Below are 20,129 nucleotides of genomic sequence, written 5' to 3' on the forward strand. Positions count from 1 at the left end.
TCACTTTTGAGACATTAAGAACCTTTAAGAAAAACATTTGACATACAGTACACTATATTGCCCTGACAACTCTTTCTGAATTTAGTTAGCTTGTCCAATATCCAATCTTTCAAATTTCCCATCAGCATTCTGATGAAACTTAAAAAATACACGAAATGTACCCCATTGTCCGGCTTTAAAATTTCCGTATAAAGTTTTCCCCTCATCTTCTACTTTATCTATACTCAGAAACTTTTCATCTCCCAAAGCCTTCGCAAAAAAAGATTTAAATTCTACTTTATGATCATCATCAGTCATCTCCGGGTTTTCTATAAAGTAAGAATACCAGCTTTTATTACCGCTCTGCAAGGCTTCTATAGCATCTTTCACCTGATTGTTTGTAATTTTTGATAAATCCATCGTGTGTGTTTTTGGGGATTGTTGTTTTATAGTTGATTCTGAGTTTTGTTTCTGTGCACAGGCTGTCAAAGAAATACACAGACTGTAGATAAATAAAGCTTTCATTGCTTTTAATTTTTAAGGGGATGCTGCAAATAAATTATTAATAGGTTGAGTAACAGGAATGGCAATTCTATAAGTGCTCCTTTAAAATCTCTTTCTGAAACCTGAAAACATATAATAAGCAATATCCCTGCAGCCATTAGAAAATTTCCCCATACAAAAGTTTTCGGAAAAAGAATTAATACCGCAGACAGCATAGTAACCAATCCGTTTATCATTACTCCGGATTTTCCAATATGCCATTTTCCAAATAATTCCAGCATTTCAGGTTTTCCTGCAAACATAGCAGAACCTTGTTTAAAGCCCATAAATACAGCAAATAAAATCAGAACAGCATTTATAATTTTTAGTACCATAATTTTCAGAAATTAAAAACAGAAAACTCCTAATTAAAAAAATTGAAGAGCTTTCTGTTCCTGGATTAGTTATCTTGTGGTATAACCACCATTAGCAAAAATTGTCTGTCCGGTAATCCACCAGCCATCGCTTACCAGAAATTCTACCAGAGGCGCAATGTCTTTAATATCCGTTAGACCTCCTAAAGCTGAAGCCGACTTATGATAAGCTACAGCATCAGAGCTTTCCTGTCCGTAGAAGAAAGGAGTATCCATAGGCCCCGGCGCTACAGCAGTTACAGAAATACCTCTGTCACCAAATTCTTTAGAAGCTGCTCTTGTAAAATGTTCTACCGGAGCTTTCATTCCCTCATAAGTAGAATACAAACCTGTATAAGCAGCCAGAAGAGAAGTTACAATAGTACAAATCTTTCCGTTATCATTTAACTTCTTTCCAGACTCCTGAATAAAGAAATAAGCCACTTTGGAATTAATATCGGACATTTGATCGTATTCTGCTTCTGTTGTCTCAGTAAATGGCTTTTTAAGTACCATACCTACTGTATTAATTGCAATATCAACCCCGCCAAATCTGGAAACTGTCTCATCGAACAGCTTGGTAATATTTTCTATTTTTGTAAGGTCACTCTGGAACAGAAATGCTTCCGCTCCTGCTGCCTGAACATCTGCAAGCGTTTTTTCGGCATCAGCCTTTGTAGCATCACTATTGTAATGGATTGCCAGTTTTGCACCTTTGGCAGCAAAATCACGGCTTAACAGACCACCAAGGTTTTTCGCACCACCTGCAATTAAAACTACTTTGTTTTTTAAATCATTTTTTGACATCATATATATATTTTAAATTAGTGTTACAAAGGTGCATACTGCTCACTGATAATTTATGGTGAACTTTTCGGAACTTATCAAAGTTAAAAACAATTTGGTCCAAATAAATTCACCTAAAACAATTAATCAACTCTTTTACAACACATGTAGGATACATGTAGTATATAAAAAGGGAAGCCATCATATCGATGCTTCCCTCTTTCTGTAATTATTAGTCCTTGTATAAAATTACCAGCCCGGATTTTGTTTGAAACTTTTATTCAGTAATAGCTGATCTTTAGGCAATGGGTACAGATACATTTTATTGTCCCATGCTCTTGCTGTAATATTAGGATATACACGGACATTCCCCTGTGCATCCAGCAATACATTATCCACTTGTGACTTTCCATTTGCATCTTTTGGATAAGTAGCCTTATAGACATCTGTAAGCTTCATTCCCTGTATTGTTTTAGGGTTATTTATCAGCTCTCCGGCTCTCCATCTTAGCAAATCTTTGAAACGGAAACCATCTCCTGCTAGCTCAACACGACGCTCCCGTCTGATCTCCTGAAGCGGAAGACTAATTCCCGGAAAAGGTGTATTAGGATCAGGAGTAAGGCTAGCTAAAGACATATCCGGCATCCCTACCCTTTTTCTTAATTTATTAATCGATATGTCCAGTACATCCTGAGTAAGCTGTCCCAATTCGGCTTTAGCTTCTGCATAATTTAGCAATACCTCTGCATAGCGAAAAATAAAGCGGTCTATATTATCCTGATTGGCATTTTGCAACTTTGCATCAGAAGATCTCCCTTTTATAATCTGGTAACCTGTAGAAGTAGCACTGGTTCCAAGATTAGGTCTCTCTAATTTAGTAGTTGATCCATTTTCATTAATAAACATAATATAACCTGGCGTAGCAATTGTTTGTGGATATCGGGGATCCCTGTTTTTCACTTCATTTTCCGGTGTATCATCACCAGCATATAATGGTGAAACCGAAATTGGCTTCCCGTCTGTACACAGATATGCATTTATCAGATCTTTACTATAACCATCACCATTTCCTGCTCCTCTTGAATAATTTGTTGTATTGATATTGGTAATAAATATTCTGGATAAAATACTCTCTCTATTCTTAGACAGATCATCCTGAATAAACAGGCTGTTATAATCAGCATCTGGCCTGCCTGTAGAAAAAATTTCATACCTGTTTGAATTTATAATCTGAAGCGAAGCATCTGCTGCTGCTTGTAGAAAAACCTCGGCATCTCCCAGGCTATGATATTTTCTAAAAGTTCCTTCCCAGAGAGCTACCCTTGCTTTCAGGGCCAAAGCAGCATATTTATGTACCCTGTTTTCAGTTGTAGGATCGGGAAGATTCGCCACAGCAAAATCAAGATCTTTTAAAACAAAATCCATAACTTTTTTATGTGGGTCACGAGGGTTATACAGTTCCGGTGAGTTTTCATTTAAATCGGTTTCATAAATCGGAACATCTCCAAACCGAACCACTTTGTCCCAATAATACATCGCTCTGAAAAAACGAACCTCAGCATTGTATTTGTTTTTTATATTCTGGTCTAATTGAGGATCGTTGTTCTTTCTTAAAAAATAATTACAGGCTCTTATATTGGACCAATCACCTGCAGACCATCCGCCACCCGAACCCGGAACCTGATCTGTTCCTGCCAGAAAACTATTGACACTATTAGGAACCTGATTATCTGACTGAGAATCCTGACTGGAATATTCTACAGGCAAAGTTTCATAAAACTGATTATTGTATAATCTTAGATCATTCTCTGTTTTAAAGAGTATATCTTCTGTAGGTTTATCCTGTGGAGCCCTGTCCAGAAAATTATCCTGCTTACAGGAAGACAAACTAACCAATGCCAAAACAGCGGCCGTATAAATGAATTGTTTTTTATTTAGTTTCATGATATTAAATTTTTAAAAACGAAGCTGTGCTCCAAATGAAATAGATTTACTAATTGGGTAAGTAGCTCCCGAAAGGAGATATTCCGGATCAAAGTTTTTGAACATACTGGTAAATGTAAACAGGTTTTGCCCGGTAATATAAAGCCTTAAATGCTTAAGCTTAATACTCTCCAGAACTTCCTGCGGAAGAGTATAACCAATGGTAATCTGCTTTGCTCTGAGATAAGCAGCACTCTGAATGTACTTGGTCTGCGTTTGGAAATTACCACCACCACCAAACCTGAGCCTAGGAAAATACGCATTGGTGTTATCAGGTGTCCAATATTGTCCAATATGTGCCTGTGTAGGTACATCCCATTCGCTTGTATATCCCCAGAAAGCATTCCCTCCTGGCATCCAGTCAGCTTTTCCAACCCCCTGCAGGAAGATGGTCATGTCGAAATTCTTGTATTGGAAATCCAGATTAATACTATACTGATATCTTGGTGTATTATTGCCAATTATCCTGCGGTCACCCGAATTGTAAATTGTATTATCACCCTGATCTATTTTACCATCTCCGTTCAGATCTTTATACTTAATATCCCCGGCCAGCCATTGGCCACCAAAAAGAAATTTTTGGTTCCAACTCTGAGCCTCGGCATCTGTTTTAAAATAACCATCTGTTACATAACCCCAGATCTCTCCCAATTTCTGACCTACATAATAAGTTCCTATATTTCCATTGGGATTTTGTCCGAATTTGGTAATACGTGCCTGATAATCGGATAGGCCTAAAGTAGCTGAATATCTGAAATCTTCACCAATCCTATCTTTCCATGAAAGACTGAGTTCAAAACCTCTGTTCCGGAGATCTACAGAATTCTGGCGGGGCACACTGGTTCCTAATACAGCAGGTACAGCAGATCCCGCATACAGCATATCCTTGGTATCACGGATATAGTAGTCAAAACTTCCGGTTAATCTGTTACTTAACATAGAAAAATCAATACCAATATTCTGAGATGTTACCTTTTCCCATGTGAAATCAGGACTTACTAAGCCTGGTGTGCTTAAATAAGCTTGCTGATCCATACCAAAAATATAATTCCCAGGATTAACACCTAAAGTAGCCAGATAAGGATAGTTATTCGCGGTTCTGTCTTTGTCGAGTTTTTGGCTCGCAGATGTTCCATAGGAAGCTCTGACTTTTAACTCATTTATTACTTTTTTTAAAGGGTTGAAAAATCCTTCTTTTGAAATCCGCCATCCTACTGATGCAGAAGGCTGGAAAGAGTAGCGATGTCCTCTTGCGAATCTAGAGGTTCCGTCATAACGTCCGTTTACTTCAAACAGATATTTCTCATCGTATACATAATTAATCCTTGAGAACGAACCTGCAACAGCCCAATCATTAATTCCTCCACCAACTATAGGCTTCTGATCATAATTTAGATTAATAGAAGGTAAATCCTGATTAATAAGATTTTTAACGCTCACATCAACACTTTTAAATTGTTTCAGTTCCTGATTGTATCCTACCATTGCTTTTACATAATGCTTCCCTCCGAATGTATTTTCATACTGCGCATAGGCATTAATAGCCTGATAACGGTCATTATAATTAACCTCAGTTACTCGCGCCGGAGTTGTCCATGGATAAACACCCAGCAAAACTCCATTAGCACCATATTCATTAAAAGCTTTGGTATTGGTCGTTCGGTTATAGGTATAGTTATTCCATGTGTAATCTGCAATAATATTCACATGCTTCATCGGCTTCAGGTTGATCCCTCCGGTAAGCCAGATATCATTGTCTTTAGCAATATTCCGCCCGTTATACTCCAGAATAGCAAAAGGATTGGTAAATCCGCCTTGCCCTGAATAATGACCATCCGGATGTTTAATTGGCATCAATGGCCTTAAATCGTTTTTAATAAGCTCTGCACTTCCATATCCTACACTCGCAGGGTCGTTATTATCTGTTCTGTTGAAAGTAACTCTTGTATTAACATCCAACCATGGAGCGAGTTCCGAGTCTAATTTAAAAGAAACATTGTACTTCTGAAATTTTTGCTTAGAAGCTTCAAGCATCCCGGCCTGATCCAGATATCCCAAAGAAGCATAGTAAGTTGTTTTATCACTACCACCGCTTAATGATAAATTATGCGACATCTGCGGTGCCCAACTAGGATATAATGCTTTTACCCAGTCTGTATTCCCCGTATATCTGTAAAGTCGTGGGGTTCCGGGATCTACATAAACTGCATTTTCGGGAGATGGATTCTGTAAGTAATACTCTGCTCTTCGTAAATCTTCAGCTGTAAAAGGTGAAGATGCCCCTCCTGCTCCGGTAGCTGCTCCGGTAGCACTAGCTTCCATATGACTTTTGATATAATCAACGGAATTCATGGTGCCAAAAATTTTTGTAGGCCGGCTCAAAGTATAGTCGTAATTATAGCTTACAGCCATACGTGCATTTTTCTTTCCCGTCTTTGTGGTAATCAGTACCACGCCATAAGCTCCCCGTACCCCATATATAGCTGTAGAAGCAGCATCCTTAAGTACAGTCACAGTTGCTACATCTGCCGGGTTAATCAGGTTAGGATCCATTTGAACATTATCCACCAGGATTAACGGATCTCCGCCATTAATAGAAGTTGTTCCCCTGATATTAAAAGTCGATCCCTGCCCGGGCTTTCCTCCTGCCATATTAATATTGAGGTTCGGAATTAAGCCTTGAAGTCCTTGCCCCAGATTGGTAATAGGGCGGCTTTCCAGTTGTTTTGCAGAAACAGAAGCAACAGCTCCGGTAAGATTGACTTTCTTCTGTTTACCATAACCTACAATAACGACTTCATCAATGTCTTTCGTTTTGTTGGTTGAATCTTTCTTTTTCTGAATTTCTTTTTTAGATGGAGTTTGCTGCGCGCTAAGCATCTGTACTCCGCCAAAAGAGCACAGGAAAAACGCTATAGCAACCCCCGGGCTGTAAGAAGCCCGACAGGTTAGTGTTTTCATATTTTTGTTATTTGAGTTTGGTATTTAGTTTTTAAGACAGGTGTATTAGCGCTCTATGACCATTACTAGTCAGAGCACTAATATCCTCCTTAATTTTTTGTTTTTATTAATTTCTGAAATGATGAACATTGGATATGACATCAAATCTGAATATCATAAACAGGCATTCATAAGTTCCTCTGCAGTCATTTATACTAACGAATCGTTTCTTCAATATTTATACAGAAGAAAATATTGTTCTGTGCAATCAGGTTTTGTGATTAAAAGAAATCGAGTTCAGCAATTGTCAGAGCCTGAGAATTTCCGGCAACTTCCTGAGCCGTTACCCTTACATAGCGTGCTTTAACAGCTTGTTTAAAATAAAGATCTCTCTTTGACGGGTCATTCACAAGGTTCCCAAATTCAAAAGCAGATGCTGTTTCCCATTTTTTACCGTCTGCACTTATTTCCACAATACCTTTAGCCATCATGCCACCACCAAATGCGGTTTGTGGAGTGTACGCCATACCGGTTAAGGTATACAAAGCGCCAAGGTCCAGGCTCAGACTTTGAGGAATAGTCTGATTTACCGACTGCCAAAAGGTTTTAGGATTTGCATCAAAAGCAGCTTCAGCAGAATGATTCTTCGTTCCGTCCTTAGATTCGGAAAGTTTCCATTTATTTTTAGCAATGCCGACTACTTCAGTTTGTACAGCACCAGGTTCTCCCTTCAGAATAGCAACAGCCTTTATTATACCCTGCTCTTTTTCAAATGGCCCGATATATTTTAATGAATTGATGCCAGGCTCGGAACCATCGGTGGTATAGTAGATATTAAAATTTTTATCCTTGTCTTTTTTATCTTTTTTATCCTGATTCTTCCAGTCAAAAGGTTGCTTCTTTTCATCAATCGAAACCTTTCCTGTTTTATCTTGTAGAATAGTCAATTGTGGAGGCCTCATCTTATAATAATATGCAGCTATACTACTGATCGCTACACTGCCACGATCCTGCAATACACGCAACCTTATCTTACGGGTTGTTACTTCGGAAAAACGAAGAATACGTTTGTAACCGATATTGGTTGCCGCAGCTATTTCTTTCCATTTCCCGTCTATCCATGCGTCTACAGCATGGATTTCCACACGTTCACCATGTGTGGATACTGCTTCCTGCAATACAATTCTGTTAATTGTTATCGGCACTTTACTCTCTACAACAATCTGGTTATTAGAGAGTAAAGAATATGTTGTATCGTTATGATCTAATACCTGCTTAGAGCCTTTAGCCCCCTGTAGAAGATCTTTACTATAAGTTTCTTTAATACGTTTTCCGGTTTCATCCAGCACTTTTACATCCTGATCCGAAAATTTGCCTTCTCTGTTTGGCGGGACATTAAGTATAAATGTTGAATTTCCACCTACAGAGCGTTCATAAATATCGAATACATCATCTGCACTTCTTACCTTCTGGTAAACATCATCCCGATAGAACCAGCCTTCTCTGATAGAAGTATCTACTTCTGCCTGTTGATAATGCAGAAAATGGGCATCATATAATCTATCACGTCTTCCGATATTATCTTCCTCCCAGTCTGTCAGTCCCGTTATTTCCGTTAAATCTTTATTGTTAAACGGTAATACATTCCATTCTGTTTTTCGGGTAACCCCAGCTTCATTGCCACACCAACGTACATCCCCCTGACCAAAGATTACAGCTTTAGGAGCCAATGTATGGATTAGTTTTTTCCAGGCTTCGTAGTTGTATTTCTGCCCTCCTTTCGTTTTAGGATGAGCGCCGTCAAACCAGACTTCATGTATTGGACCATATTCGGTAAGAATTTCGAAGAGCTGATTCAGGAAATATTCATTATAATCATCGACTTCAAATTCAAATTTGGTTTTGTTGGAAAATGGTCTTCCCGGAACTTCCCGAGGAATTGTTCTTTTGGTATACTGACTGAGATTACCATAAAGCCCATTTGGATTTTCGATCTGATATAGATCTGCAGGAGATAGATATAGTCCGAGTTTCAAACCATATTTCTGACAGGATTTGGAAAGATCGCGCAGTATATCTCCTTTTCCGTTTCTAAAATTAGTAGACATAATTCCATGATTGGTATAGCGGCTTTGCCACAATACAAATCCATCGTGGTGTTTTACCGTAAGGATAACCATTTTCATTCCGGCATCTTTAAGAGATTTACACCACTGATCGGTATCCAGTTCTTTCAGGTCAAATATTTTAGGATCTTCCATTCCGTTGCCCCATTCCATACGTGTAAAAGTATTGGGTCCAAAATGAATAAAGGCAATAAACTCATTGCGCAGGGCATCTAGTTGATTTTTTGTGGGAATTACATGAGCAGCTTTTTCTATAATAAGCTCTTTGCTGTCTGTAGGAGTTATTGCAATAGTATTAGCAGGTATAATCTTTGCGTTTTGCGCAGATATACAGACTAAACCTTCCAGCAAAGCCAGAGAGGTGATACAGGTTTTAAGTTTCATGGTTGGTTTTAGTTTCGATGGTTATTTAAGTCTTTATCTCATATTATTATTTTTTTATTGTTTTACCACTTTTATTGATTCTCTCTTATCCAAATTTAGAAAATAATATAGAATACGCAAAAAAAATATTTAATTATTTGTCCGTATACACTAAATGCAGAAGCTGTGTAGTATCTGAACACCAGGTATATTACGCAAAGTTTATATTAAAAATCAAAATAATATGGCTAATATAGATGCCGATTAATAATTTTAAATACAGACGCAACCTTTAAGAAAAATAAGCATCTTATTGAAAGAACATCAAATTACCCATGCTAAATTTTCTGAAATCCGGAATCGTTACAGTATACTTCGGTATATGTTTTATAAGTTGCTCAGATGTTGACAAACGGGATAATATTACCTATGGTTACCTCGCAGCTACTCAAGTAGAAGCTACAGAAATAAGCCCCGTAGGAGAAATTAATAAGCTACAGGTGACTTATAGCACAAACAATACCTGCCAGTCTTTCGCCCAGTTCCGAATACTGAAGAATACAGATAATATAACGAATGTAGGGGTAATTGGTTCTCAGGTTTATGGGAAGCAATGTACTGATAAAAAAGAAGAGAAAAAGCAGGAATTTACTTTTCGCCCAACTAAAGCTGGAGAATATACCTGGAAATTCTGGGCAGGAAGAGATAGCGACCAAAGCAGTAAATATGTGGAAGTTACAGTTACAGTTCCTGAAAAAAAGTAAATAGTCTGACAACTTTCTGTTTAACAAACTTAAAAATCAGAATCATGACAGAAAAACAAAATATTTTCAAATTAATTATACTCATGATAGTATACAATATTTTCAAAACATGCGATCGTTTTCTGGATTTTCTGTTTATGAGAAATACACAGGAATATCAGGAATAAAATATCCATAGAATTATATCAAAGGCTACTGCTAAATTTTACACTTAATCTTTCATCTATTTTTTGATAAGCAGTAGCTCTTTTCTTTCAATCAAATTCAATGACTTATTTCGGTTTCAATCGATTTGCAACTGATTTATACCTAAACTTCAGCTATTGCCACTTGTTTCTTTCTGCAGGTTTCGTGATATTTGCAATACTGGTAATACAATTCCTGATCTCATGGCAAAAATTTTACTCATAGAAGATGATGACAGACTTTCCAGACTGATTTCAAAAGGCTTACAGGAAGCCGAATTTGAAGTAAGTACCGCATACGATGGTATGACCGGAATGAAACTAGCTACACAAAAAGATTTTGATCTTGTAATTACTGATATTGTCTTACCCAAAAAAGACGGTTTGGATTTCTGTAAGGAAATAAAAACATTAAAACCTAATCTTCCCGTAGTAATGCTTACTGCACTGGGAACTACGGATGATAAACTGGAAGGTTTTGATGCCGGAGCCGATGATTACCTTACCAAGCCTTTCGAAATGCGTGAGTTGGTAGCCAGAGTCAAAGTATTGCTAAAACGTTTTTCACAGCAACAGCAGCAAAAAGTATTTGTATTGCGGTATGAAGGTATTGAAATGAATCTGGAGCAGAAAATAGTGAGCAGAGATAAAATTCCGGTTAAACTAACTCCTAAAGAATTTAATCTCCTGAAATTTATGTTAGAAAATCCTGAAAGAGTTCTTTCCAGATCCGAAATTGCTGAAAAAGTATGGGAAACTCATTTTGATACCGGAACCAATTTTATAGATGTTTATATTAATTATCTGCGGAAAAAGATAGATAAAGATTTTGCGGAAAAGCTTATTCATACTAAAGCCGGAATGGGTTTTATTATGAAAAAGGATTATGAATCGGATATTTCATAAAACGCCTAAAGATGAAAATAAGAACCCGGCTTACACTACTCTTCACCCTTGTTACGGCAATGCTTCTTGGTATTTACAGTATTACAGTATACTATTCTTCCAAAGAAGCCCGGGAAAAATCTTTCTATGGAGAATTACAGAATGAGGCTATTGCAAAAGCTGATCTCTTTTTTAAAAGTTCGCTTTCTGAGCAGGAAATGCATAAGCTATACAGAAACAACAACAGAACACTCAATGAGGTTCAGGTTGCTATTTATAACTCCGATTATGATCTGATTTACCATGATGATGCAAAAGTAGATTATGTAAAGGAAAACGCTGAAATGCTTTCTGGTATCTTTAAAAAGAAGAAGACCAGTTTTTTTCTTGGTGATCTGCAGGTAACAGGTATTACTTATAATCATTCCGGAAAAACATATGCCATTACAGCCGCTTCTTACGATAAATATGGACACGCTTACGTTACAAATCTACTGACTGTTAGTATTATTGCATTTTTCATTATTCTTATTCTGGTCTATCTTGCAGGGATTTTCTTTGCTGGTAAAGCTCTAAATCCGGTAAGTGAAATGGTGAGCCAGGTGAAAAATATTACCGCAGGAAAACTTCAGCTAAGGTTAAAAACGACGAAAGAAAAAGATGAGCTAAATGAACTCGCACAAAATTTCAACGGAATGCTGGAACGGCTGGAAAACTCTTTCGATGCGCAAAAATATTTCGTTTCTAATATTTCACATGAGCTCCGTACACCTCTGGCGGCTATCACTGCAGAACTGGAATTAGCCTCAGAAAAGGAACTGACAAAAGAAGAATACCAGCAAACCATAAATCTCGCTTTGGAAGACGCCCGCAATATGAGGCGCTTATCCGACAGCCTTATGGATCTGGCCAAGGCCAGTTACGATCCGAATGAGATCAGCTTTTCCGAGATACGTCTCGATGAAGTTCTTCTGGAATCCTACTCAGGAACTATTAAAGAAAATCCACAATATAAAGTAGCTCTTCATATAAATGATGCTGTAGAAGAACAGCAACTGACCATACAGGGAAATGAATACCTGCTACGTGTGGCATTTAACAACCTTATTGATAATGCCTGCAAATACTCTCCGGAACATTCCTGTTCTGTAAATATCTCCGTTGATTCCAATAATCTCCGCATTGATTTCACCAATACAGGTGTCACCATTGCACAGGAAGATTTACAGCATATTTTTGAACCTTTTTACAGAAGTGAAAATTCCCGGACAGAGAAAGGTCATGGAATAGGACTATTCCTCACTGAAAAAGTCATTAATCTTCATCATGCAGAGATATCAGTAACATCTGAAAATCATAAAACCTCTTTTACAGTTGTATTTCGCTCCGGGGAAACACCTAAAATATAAAGTAAAATCCCTTTAAAACTCTAGCTTTAAAGGGATTCAATAATTATATTATTATAACAAAATTAGACAGCTCTCGTCATTTCATATTGTTCAATGAAAATGCTTAAACCTGAATTTTGTAAAAATTTGTTTGCAGCAACCGAACTCTCATCAACATTAATAACAGAGATACCAGCACCCACTCTTTCTTTAAGTGCAGCGAGCAGCTGTGTTCCTATTCCTTTACGTCTGTGTTCCGGTATTACAGCTAGTTGATATATTTTTTTTGCTTCCGGATTAAAAACAAGGTAACCTACCAATTGTCCGCCAATAAAGGCACCCAATATTTTACAATGTTCTTTTATTTCTTCCAGCACATTTATAGAATTTTGCCATGTTGGCTGAATATCCCAGAAGGTTTTCATTTTTGCCCAGCCAAAATCTGCAACTTCACGAATTTCTGCATCCTTCTTTACAGCGTTGATATTAATGTCTCCACGATAACATTTAAGTTTACGACTGACCGTGTAACCAAATTTTTCATAGGATTTAATTGCCGGAACATTTTCGGTAATAACTTCCAGCACCAGCTTTTCCGCTCCATGCTCTTTCAGCACAGGAAGAATAAGATCATACATTTCTCTCACCCATCCTGATTTTCTGTTTTCCGGAATAACACCAGTACCACCATTATAGACAACCAATTTGCCATCTATTAATTGCTTACCATGCAAAATAAAAGCAACAGGTTTCTCTCCGTCCTGTACTATTACCGATAGGCTTTTATCTGTTTTATCCGATCTCATTTTAAACTCTAACTGCTCTTCAGTCAGCTTCATAGGTACCAGATAGTCTGCAAATGATTCATTGAATACCTGAAGAATTTGTGATATATCTATTTTTTCCAGGGTCTGAATTTTCATTTTTTTACTTTTTTATATTATTTATTATTGATTAGAAGCTTTACTAAAAATAGTAGTTCCTATGCTGGCCATTATTACACAGGCTATAGAAATCCATTGCAAAAAGCTTAGGCTTTCGGATAAGAAGACCAGTCCTGAAAGAGCTGCAAATGCTGGTTCCAAACTCATTAAAATACTGAAGGTTTTTGCAGGAAGTTTCTTCAATGCTACCATTTCCAAAGAAAATGGTAAAGCACTGGATAAAATAGCGACACCCAAACCTTTCAGAAAAATGACAGGTGTAATACTGAAAACAGCCCCATCCCAGATTGTGAAAGGAAGAATCACAAGACTGGCAAATAACATCCCTGTAGTAACAGCATCTTTACCGTCCATTATTTTGGCAACCTTACCTCCCATTACAATATACAATGCCCAAAACACACCTGCCAGGAAAGCAAACCCAAGACCTAACAGATCAACATGGTCATTGTTCCACGGAACGATCAGTAATATCCCGGCACAGGCCAGTAAAGCCCAGACAACATCCAGTAATTTCCTTGAAAGTGCCAATGCCAGAAATAAAGGTCCTGCAAATTCTACAGTGACAGCCAGACCTAGTGGAATCCGCTGTATAGCCATGTAAAAAATAAGATTCATCACAGCCAAACCTGTTCCATAGAACCCGCAATAAATCCACATTTGTTTGGTAAACTGTGAAAATTTCGGACGGTTAATCAACGTTAATATAATAGCTGACAGAACAATTCTTAAAGTAACTGTTCCTATAGCACCAATTGCAGGAAAAAGCTGCTTGGCAATGGATGCGCCACCCTGCACACATATAATCGCTAATAGCGTAGCGGATATCGCAATATTTGTATTTGATTTTTTCATTTGAATAGTTATATTAATTTATAAAAAATATACCCCTGAGAAGCAAATTCTCAAGGTATAAGAAGTGTACAATCACTTTTTATTTGTCTTTTATTAATTAAAAACTACTACTGAATTCATTGTGTAAAGGTTTATCATCAAATTTACTGTTTTTTATTTATAACAAGCTTATATTGTATCAATTAACTATGGTTTTCAGGGTTGTATTTTCTTCTTCTGCCATATCTGGTCTTTTCTTTCATAAAGTATTCTGTCATGAAATCTTGACTCGCTGAACACTAAAAATTCTATACGGAAAGGAACAATGGCATAACCTCCCCAATTATCCGGTCTCCGGATTTCCGATATTTCCGTATTGTTTGCTACAGTATCAAATTTCAGAATAAGCTCATTTAAATCGTGCAATTCTTTTCCCTGATCACTGACTACAGAAACGATCTGGCTTTCCCGATTCCTCTCGCTGAAGTAGCTGTCCAAAACCGATCCTGAGATTAACCTTGCTTCACCCTGAATCCGTACCTGTTGCTGTGTTTCAGGCCACCAGAATGTTAAAGCTACTTTATTATTATAGTTAATTTCCTCTCCTTTTCGGGAAGTCAGTGTGCCAGTGATTACAAATTCTTCATTCCTAATTTCTTTTAAAGACACAAAACGCGCATTAGGAAACCCATCCAACCCTTCCGTAGAAAGGCAGCATGCGTAAGGCAGTTTTTGTTTATGCACCTGCATTTCTCTTTCCAGCCCATTATTAAACAAGCTAATTATCTCATCAAATCCTGTCTCAACTATCATTTCGCCTATTTTTTGAAATTTTTATTCTTCGGTACCAAGGATCATTTCCAGTATTGGATAAGCTTTTCCGAAATCGTCCGTTGCCCTTCTGCCCGTTTGCACAAATCCGGTTTTCAGATAGAAATCTACGGCTTGCAGGTTCTGCTCATTAACATCCACCTTTGATATTCCAAATGTCGATTGTGCATATTGAAATAGTTTGCTGCCAATCCCTTTCCTTCTGTAGTCAGGGTCGATAAACAACATATCCAGTGTATTTCCAGAAATTCCCATAAAACCAGCTGTGTGCCCTTCACTTTCATAAATAAAAAGTTTTACCTGGGGCAAAGCCTCAGGTATAATACTCTTATAAAATGTTATATCTTCAGGATCCAGAAAGTGATGAGTAGCCCTTACCGAAGCTTCCCACACCCTTATCACATCTGCATAATCTTTAGAACTGGCTTCTCTTATTAATTCACTCATATCTTCAAGTTTACATGATTAAATAATATCAATATAACAACCTGGATTAAAATACTCTATATCAAAACAATCAACGCTTCCGGGAATTTATAATCCGGGAATTGTCATGTAATATTTCGGTTGAATATAATTGATTTAATAGCATTGCCGTATTTTTCATAACCTGTTTAGGTTAACATATTCCGGCTCATTGCTGAAAGTAATCAAAGATACGAAATCCTATGGATTTTCAATCAGGAAACACCTGTTTTTTAAGGCTTTGACTGTTATTTTTTTATTTTATTAAAACACTAATTAATAAAGCCGAAAAATACAAACCGATACCATATACAAGGTGCGTACAAAGACTTCTGATCCTTGCTATACGCGGATTAGGCGTTTTGGAAGCAGCAATACCAAAACCAAATGCAGGCTGCATCATAAAAAAAGGTGCTACTGTTGTGCTAAGACCTATAAATATAGCCGGAAAAAGTGTAGGATCTTCCAACCAGTTTATTCCATAGATAAATAATAATAAGATAGCAAAGGTTATCCCGATTCCGTAATGAGCCATCCATCCTATTAATTTTTCATTCGTAACCGGTTCTGTCTGAAGAATACTCTTGTGAAAGAAAATTCCTTTCCGGAAGCTCCCGATCCATCGACCCAGCAAACGATAGTCCAGAGAAGGAATATTAAAAAAACTCCTTAGAATGACTGCATAAGCATCCATAAATAGTGTAGCTCCTACCCCCATTAAAATACCATAAAATATCAATTGCATAGCTTTTACTTTAATGATAAACTTTAGACCGCCTGCTAACGCATTGCCTTTAACTGCTCCTCCAGCTGCTTTTCTGAAAGCACTCCGGAGCTGCGCCATACTTCCTGGTTATTTTTTAGTACCACAAACGTTGGGACTGCACGTACTCTGTACTGTATTGCCATATTCTGCTCTTCATCCACATCCACCTGATGTACATTTAGCCAGTCTTCCAATTTATTTTTCAGTGTATTTACAACCGGCATCATCATTTTGCATGGATAGCACCATTCTGCATAGAATTGCAATAAAGTCAGTGAATCAATCTCCTGAATTTTGTTGTCTGTATTGTTCATTGTTTTAAAATTTAGTTATACAAATTTAGACTGAGCTTCGGGCATCATCCTGACACAAATCGTAGAAGAAATGGTACAAATCACAGATTATATAAGCTAAACACAAAGGCTCCCGTTATTATATTATCATCGGAATTTCCAGAAATACGTCTGGTAATAGGATATAAGGCATTGTTGGTACATTATATGAGCCTATTCAAATTTTGATAAAAAATATATCGTACATTTGATATTCACTTTGATAAGCTATTCACTTTTCTATTTCCGGAATCATCAGATAGTCCTTTTATTCAGATCCGGATAAACTCCCCGACAAAATAATTACAACTAAAAAACAATTTAAATTCATCAACAATGAATAATTTTTATATCATTACCGGTGGTCCTGGCTCTGGTAAAACATCCCTTATCAATGAGCTAAACAATAACGGATTCCTTACTGTTCCGGAAGAAGGCCGCAGAATAATAAAAGAACAGATCGAATTTGCCGGCGAAGGTCTTCCATGGAAAAACAAGGCTGCTTTTGCCGCATTAATGCTGAATGCTTCATTGGAAGCTTACCATAAAATACTTCAGAAAGCAGAACATTCTTTAGTGTTTTTCGACAGAGGAATACCGGATACCATTGGTTATATGGAATTGGAAAACATTCCTGTTCCTCCGGAAACTGAACAAATTATACGTGCACATCCTTACCATACACATGTATTTTTACTTCCGCCATGGAAAAGTATTTACGAAACAGATAACGAACGTAAACAAAACTGGCAGCAAGCTGTGGACACTTACGAAATAATGAGGGATATCTATATCCGATACGGATATAACATCATCAATGTTCCTTTTGATACTATAACGAATAGAAAAAATTTTATCCTTAATAACCTTTAGTCCATATCTAATCGTTCCAGCTCTTTTAAGACAGCTTCAGATACATATTCTGCCTGCACTTCAATAATCCGGGTAAGTTCTTTAAGATTATTAAAATCCGGAGTATCTGTTAACACAGCCTCCAGAATAGAGTATTTGGGCATTTTCTTTTTACCTTTATTCCAACTGCTGTTTTTCAAAAGCTCCCAATAAGCTTTCTGTATTCCTGCATTTTGTCCCATCAGCCATAATTCGAACTTCATTTTTTCATGATTAAGGACTATTCCAAAACGTAATTTCCGCTCTCTCAAAAATTCATTATGAAACGGGAAATAAGTAAAATCCATATAACCAAACGAAATATTTCCATAGCTAAAGCGATCCGCTTGTACTCCGGACAAGCTGGTTTTCAAGCTCATCATATACTTCATCAGATTATGATATGCTTTCTGAATATCTTTTTTTACAAGCTGTTCCTGATATACGTTTATATAGTCGTTTAATGTTTTCATTTTCAATTGCATTAGATAATACTGTCTGAAGCGATAAGATCCCATTTTCCATACAGGGTAAGCCCTGAAGCTGCTGCTAGTGCTACAGATGCAAAATTATCGATCTGGCAGCGATACTGAGGTTCATAGCCTTGTTGGAGTGTATATTTACAAATAGCCTGTACCAGATTTCCGGCATGTCCTTTTCCTCTGTAATCAGGCAGTGTCAATACTCCCAAATCTGCAATTTTTTCATTATCTCCCCACGGATACATACTGGCAGCACTTACCAGTTTTCCGTCTTCGAAGGAGCCAAATACAACCCAATGATCCAGTTCTACATAAGCATCATCAAGATCTTGTTCAGAAGCAGAGGAAACGAAATGTTCAAAAACTTCAGCATCTGACGAACTTAACTGACGAATTGTTTCAATACTTACTGTTTCTAATAATTCCTTTTTATCCCCCTCCTGATAATAATAGATATAGTCAGCTCCATGCAGAGAGATTCCCACATCTTTTAGCAGCTGAAGGAACACAGATTCTGATAAAGAATCACTTACTGTCAGCCCTATGCGTTTCATGATAGCAGGTGTTACAACTGCACTTACACTCTGATTATCTGCACTTTCAAATAGCATAATCTGACCATCTTCTTCCAGGTCTTCATTAATCATAAGTGTAAAACTTTCGTCTTTATACCAAAGATCTCCATTCATTTCCTTTTCCCAAAAGGCCGTAATCTGCCTCGAAAATTCATTCATTCTCTATTTATATATTTAGTGTTTATGTTTTTTTCTGTACTGTAGCGGGGTCAGTCCTGTTTGTTTTTTAAAAAAGCGGCCAAAATAAGAATCATCCGTGAACTGAAGTTCCGTAGCTATCATGGATACTGTATCACTGGTTTGTATCAGGCGTGATTTAGCTTCCTGAACAAGCTGTTTCTGTACAAAATGACTTGCCGGATAACCTGTAATTTCTTTTACTACATCATTGAGATAATTGGGATGAACATGCAATAGCTCTGCATATTCATTCACCTGTTTTTTATCTAGAAAATATTGATTCACATACATCTGAAACTTAGCCACCAATTGCTCCTGCCTGGAGAGATTAAAAGTTTCGTCAGCAGATACTTTATGATATATCCTTTCTGCTTCCAATAAAATAACATTCAGAAACATCCTTACCAAAAGATCATCGTTAAATGTAGATTTCTGGCATTTCTCACTGTTCAATTTCCAAAAAAGATGTTCCATCATTGAGATTTCCCGCTCAGAAAGCTTAATGAATGGCTTCTGATCTGTTTGAAAAAACGGAAACTGATTCAGTTTAATCTGGTGTTTAATACATAATAGAAAATAATCTGCATCGAACATACATAAGATTCCTTTCACATTTTCATCCCATTTTTCGGTAGCATAAAGCTGGTTCTCAGAAATGAAATACATAGATCCTGGTCCGAAACGATATTTTTTGTGTCCTATAGTTTCTTCAGTTTCGCCTTCAGTAAGCAGTACAATACTGTAAAACTTTCTTCTTGTCCGGTCTCCGAAAGTTTTTTTCTGTATTTTCTTCAGCTCTTCCAATGCTATAACTTCTAAAAAGCCACTACCATATATATACTCTATTGTATTGCACTCTTCACAGAAAGAATGATGAGCATCGTTAAGGTAAAACTCTTTGAATTCCTGTGGATTACTAATTTCTTTGATAGCGATGGATTTGGACATTTTTATATTTTTATGATATGATTTTTACAAATTTGCGGTAGAATTCTTTGGGCTCCAGATTGTGATAAATATTGAGAAAGTCTGTTTCCATATCTATACTTTCCAATCCTGCTTCAATAGGCATATATAAAAGACAAAAGTCTACTTCTACAACCTCAGCAACTACAGTTGTCATTTTTACTCCATTTCTTTCGTAGAAAGCGATCCGCTTTTCTCTTATCACCTTATCTTCTTCATTTATGGCTTTTTCCGGTGCCTCACATTCTATAATAAAGCCTTTTGACTTTATACTTCCTGCTAATTCCTGAAGAAAAACAGAGCCTATTCCACTACCCCGTCCGGCCTCTTGTGTTACAGCAAAATAATCTAACAACAGCAGATCTTTTTCTTTCCACATAAAAGTAGCATAAGCTTTTATCTTGGAATCTTCTTCCAGTACATAAGCAGTATACTTATTAGCCGAAAAGGCGTTCTCTACAACATATAAAGGTTTCACCTCTTCCTCCGGAAAGTCTTCCACAAGGTATCGGCTGTATATATCACTGAATTCTGTAAAGCTAATTTCTCTAACTTCCTGCATTTTTTT

General features: G+C 37.0%; 21 protein-coding genes. 5 read left to right on the plus strand and 16 right to left on the minus strand.

Annotated features, from left to right (window positions below; genetic code table 11):
- Positions 1-81 precede the first annotated feature (81 nt).
- The 6 genes from ATE49_RS19505 to ATE49_RS19530 form a co-directional block, all read right to left on the minus strand.
- Positions 82-504 carry a hypothetical protein gene (locus ATE49_RS19505; protein WP_065083464.1) on the minus strand — a complete coding sequence of 141 codons (423 nt, stop codon included), beginning with the start codon at positions 502-504 and terminating at the stop codon, positions 82-84.
- Between the two features lie 5 nt (positions 505-509).
- Positions 510-857: a hypothetical protein gene (locus ATE49_RS19510; protein ID WP_065083465.1), complete on the minus strand. Its 348-nt coding sequence runs from the start codon at positions 855-857 to the stop codon at positions 510-512.
- 69 nt (positions 858-926) lie between these two features.
- Entirely contained in the window at positions 927-1,682 is a 756-nt protein-coding gene (locus ATE49_RS19515; RefSeq protein ID WP_065083466.1) for an SDR family oxidoreductase, read from the minus strand.
- Between the two features lie 228 nt (positions 1,683-1,910).
- Positions 1,911-3,605 carry a RagB/SusD family nutrient uptake outer membrane protein gene (locus ATE49_RS19520; RefSeq protein WP_065083467.1) on the minus strand — a complete coding sequence of 565 codons (1,695 nt, stop codon included), beginning with the start codon at positions 3,603-3,605 and terminating at the stop codon, positions 1,911-1,913.
- A 12-nt stretch (positions 3,606-3,617) separates the two neighbouring features.
- On the minus strand, positions 3,618-6,605 hold the full coding sequence (locus ATE49_RS19525; protein ID WP_065083468.1) for a SusC/RagA family TonB-linked outer membrane protein: 2,988 nt from the start codon (positions 6,603-6,605) through the stop codon (positions 3,618-3,620).
- 260 nt (positions 6,606-6,865) lie between these two features.
- On the minus strand, positions 6,866-9,094 hold the full coding sequence (locus tag ATE49_RS19530; protein ID WP_065083469.1) for an alpha-L-fucosidase: 2,229 nt from the start codon (positions 9,092-9,094) through the stop codon (positions 6,866-6,868).
- 314 nt (positions 9,095-9,408) lie between these two features.
- Between ATE49_RS19530 and ATE49_RS19535 the strand changes: the two genes are divergently transcribed.
- The 4 genes from ATE49_RS19535 to ATE49_RS19545 all read left to right on the plus strand — a co-directional run bounded on the left by ATE49_RS19535 (position 9,409) and on the right by ATE49_RS19545 (position 12,316).
- Positions 9,409-9,837 (plus strand): hypothetical protein, encoded by a 429-nt coding sequence (locus ATE49_RS19535; protein WP_065083470.1) that lies wholly within the window; start codon positions 9,409-9,411, stop codon positions 9,835-9,837.
- 44 nt (positions 9,838-9,881) lie between these two features.
- A complete protein-coding gene (locus ATE49_RS20650; protein ID WP_255522279.1) occupies positions 9,882-10,004 on the plus strand; it encodes a hypothetical protein in 123 nt (40 codons plus the stop codon).
- A 222-nt stretch (positions 10,005-10,226) separates the two neighbouring features.
- A complete protein-coding gene (locus ATE49_RS19540) occupies positions 10,227-10,928 on the plus strand; it encodes a response regulator transcription factor (RefSeq protein ID WP_059345356.1) in 702 nt (233 codons plus the stop codon).
- An 11-nt stretch (positions 10,929-10,939) separates the two neighbouring features.
- Positions 10,940-12,316 (plus strand): HAMP domain-containing sensor histidine kinase, encoded by a 1,377-nt coding sequence (locus tag ATE49_RS19545; RefSeq protein WP_065083471.1) that lies wholly within the window; start codon positions 10,940-10,942, stop codon positions 12,314-12,316.
- 62 nt (positions 12,317-12,378) lie between these two features.
- Here the strand turns inward: ATE49_RS19545 and ATE49_RS19550 are convergent, their stop codons facing one another.
- The 6 genes from ATE49_RS19550 to ATE49_RS19575 all read right to left on the minus strand — a co-directional run bounded on the left by ATE49_RS19550 (position 12,379) and on the right by ATE49_RS19575 (position 16,449).
- The gene (locus tag ATE49_RS19550) at positions 12,379-13,218 is read right to left on the minus strand and encodes a GNAT family N-acetyltransferase (protein WP_065083472.1); all 840 of its coding nucleotides are present in this window, start codon (positions 13,216-13,218) and stop codon (positions 12,379-12,381) included.
- A 24-nt stretch (positions 13,219-13,242) separates the two neighbouring features.
- Positions 13,243-14,094, minus strand: a complete 852-nt coding sequence (locus ATE49_RS19555; protein ID WP_065083473.1) for an EamA family transporter — start codon at positions 14,092-14,094, stop codon at positions 13,243-13,245.
- A 195-nt stretch (positions 14,095-14,289) separates the two neighbouring features.
- Entirely contained in the window at positions 14,290-14,886 is a 597-nt protein-coding gene (locus ATE49_RS19560; RefSeq protein ID WP_065083474.1) for a pyridoxine/pyridoxamine 5'-phosphate oxidase, read from the minus strand.
- Between the two features lie 21 nt (positions 14,887-14,907).
- Entirely contained in the window at positions 14,908-15,351 is a 444-nt protein-coding gene (locus ATE49_RS19565; protein WP_065083475.1) for a GNAT family N-acetyltransferase, read from the minus strand.
- A gap of 274 nt (positions 15,352-15,625) precedes the next feature.
- Complete coding sequence (locus ATE49_RS19570) at positions 15,626-16,114, minus strand: DUF2938 domain-containing protein (RefSeq protein WP_065083476.1); 489 nt, start codon at positions 16,112-16,114, stop codon at positions 15,626-15,628.
- A 35-nt stretch (positions 16,115-16,149) separates the two neighbouring features.
- On the minus strand, positions 16,150-16,449 hold the full coding sequence (locus ATE49_RS19575; protein WP_065083477.1) for a thioredoxin family protein: 300 nt from the start codon (positions 16,447-16,449) through the stop codon (positions 16,150-16,152).
- A gap of 354 nt (positions 16,450-16,803) precedes the next feature.
- On the opposite strand from ATE49_RS19575, the gene ATE49_RS19580 reads away from it, so the two are divergent.
- Positions 16,804-17,340, plus strand: a complete 537-nt coding sequence (locus ATE49_RS19580; RefSeq protein ID WP_065083478.1) for an AAA family ATPase — start codon at positions 16,804-16,806, stop codon at positions 17,338-17,340.
- Here ATE49_RS19580 and ATE49_RS19585 read toward each other — a convergent pair.
- From ATE49_RS19585 to ATE49_RS19600, 4 genes are read right to left on the minus strand one after another with little or no spacing between them, the layout of a single operon-like run.
- Positions 17,337-17,831, minus strand: coding sequence for a DUF7000 family protein (locus ATE49_RS19585; RefSeq protein WP_221407078.1), 495 nt, complete (start codon positions 17,829-17,831; stop codon positions 17,337-17,339). The genes ATE49_RS19580 and ATE49_RS19585 overlap by 4 nt on opposite strands.
- Positions 17,832-17,842: 11 nt before the next feature.
- Positions 17,843-18,574 (minus strand): GNAT family N-acetyltransferase, encoded by a 732-nt coding sequence (locus ATE49_RS19590; RefSeq protein WP_065083479.1) that lies wholly within the window; start codon positions 18,572-18,574, stop codon positions 17,843-17,845.
- 15 nt (positions 18,575-18,589) lie between these two features.
- A complete protein-coding gene (locus ATE49_RS19595) occupies positions 18,590-19,543 on the minus strand; it encodes an AraC family transcriptional regulator (protein WP_065083480.1) in 954 nt (317 codons plus the stop codon).
- A gap of 10 nt (positions 19,544-19,553) precedes the next feature.
- Complete coding sequence (locus ATE49_RS19600) at positions 19,554-20,123, minus strand: GNAT family N-acetyltransferase (RefSeq protein ID WP_065083481.1); 570 nt, start codon at positions 20,121-20,123, stop codon at positions 19,554-19,556.
- Positions 20,124-20,129 lie beyond the last annotated feature (6 nt).

Origin of the sequence: Elizabethkingia miricola, assembly GCF_001675285.1 — a bacterium.
GTDB classification, from domain to species: Bacteria; Bacteroidota; Bacteroidia; order Flavobacteriales; family Weeksellaceae; genus Elizabethkingia; species Elizabethkingia miricola.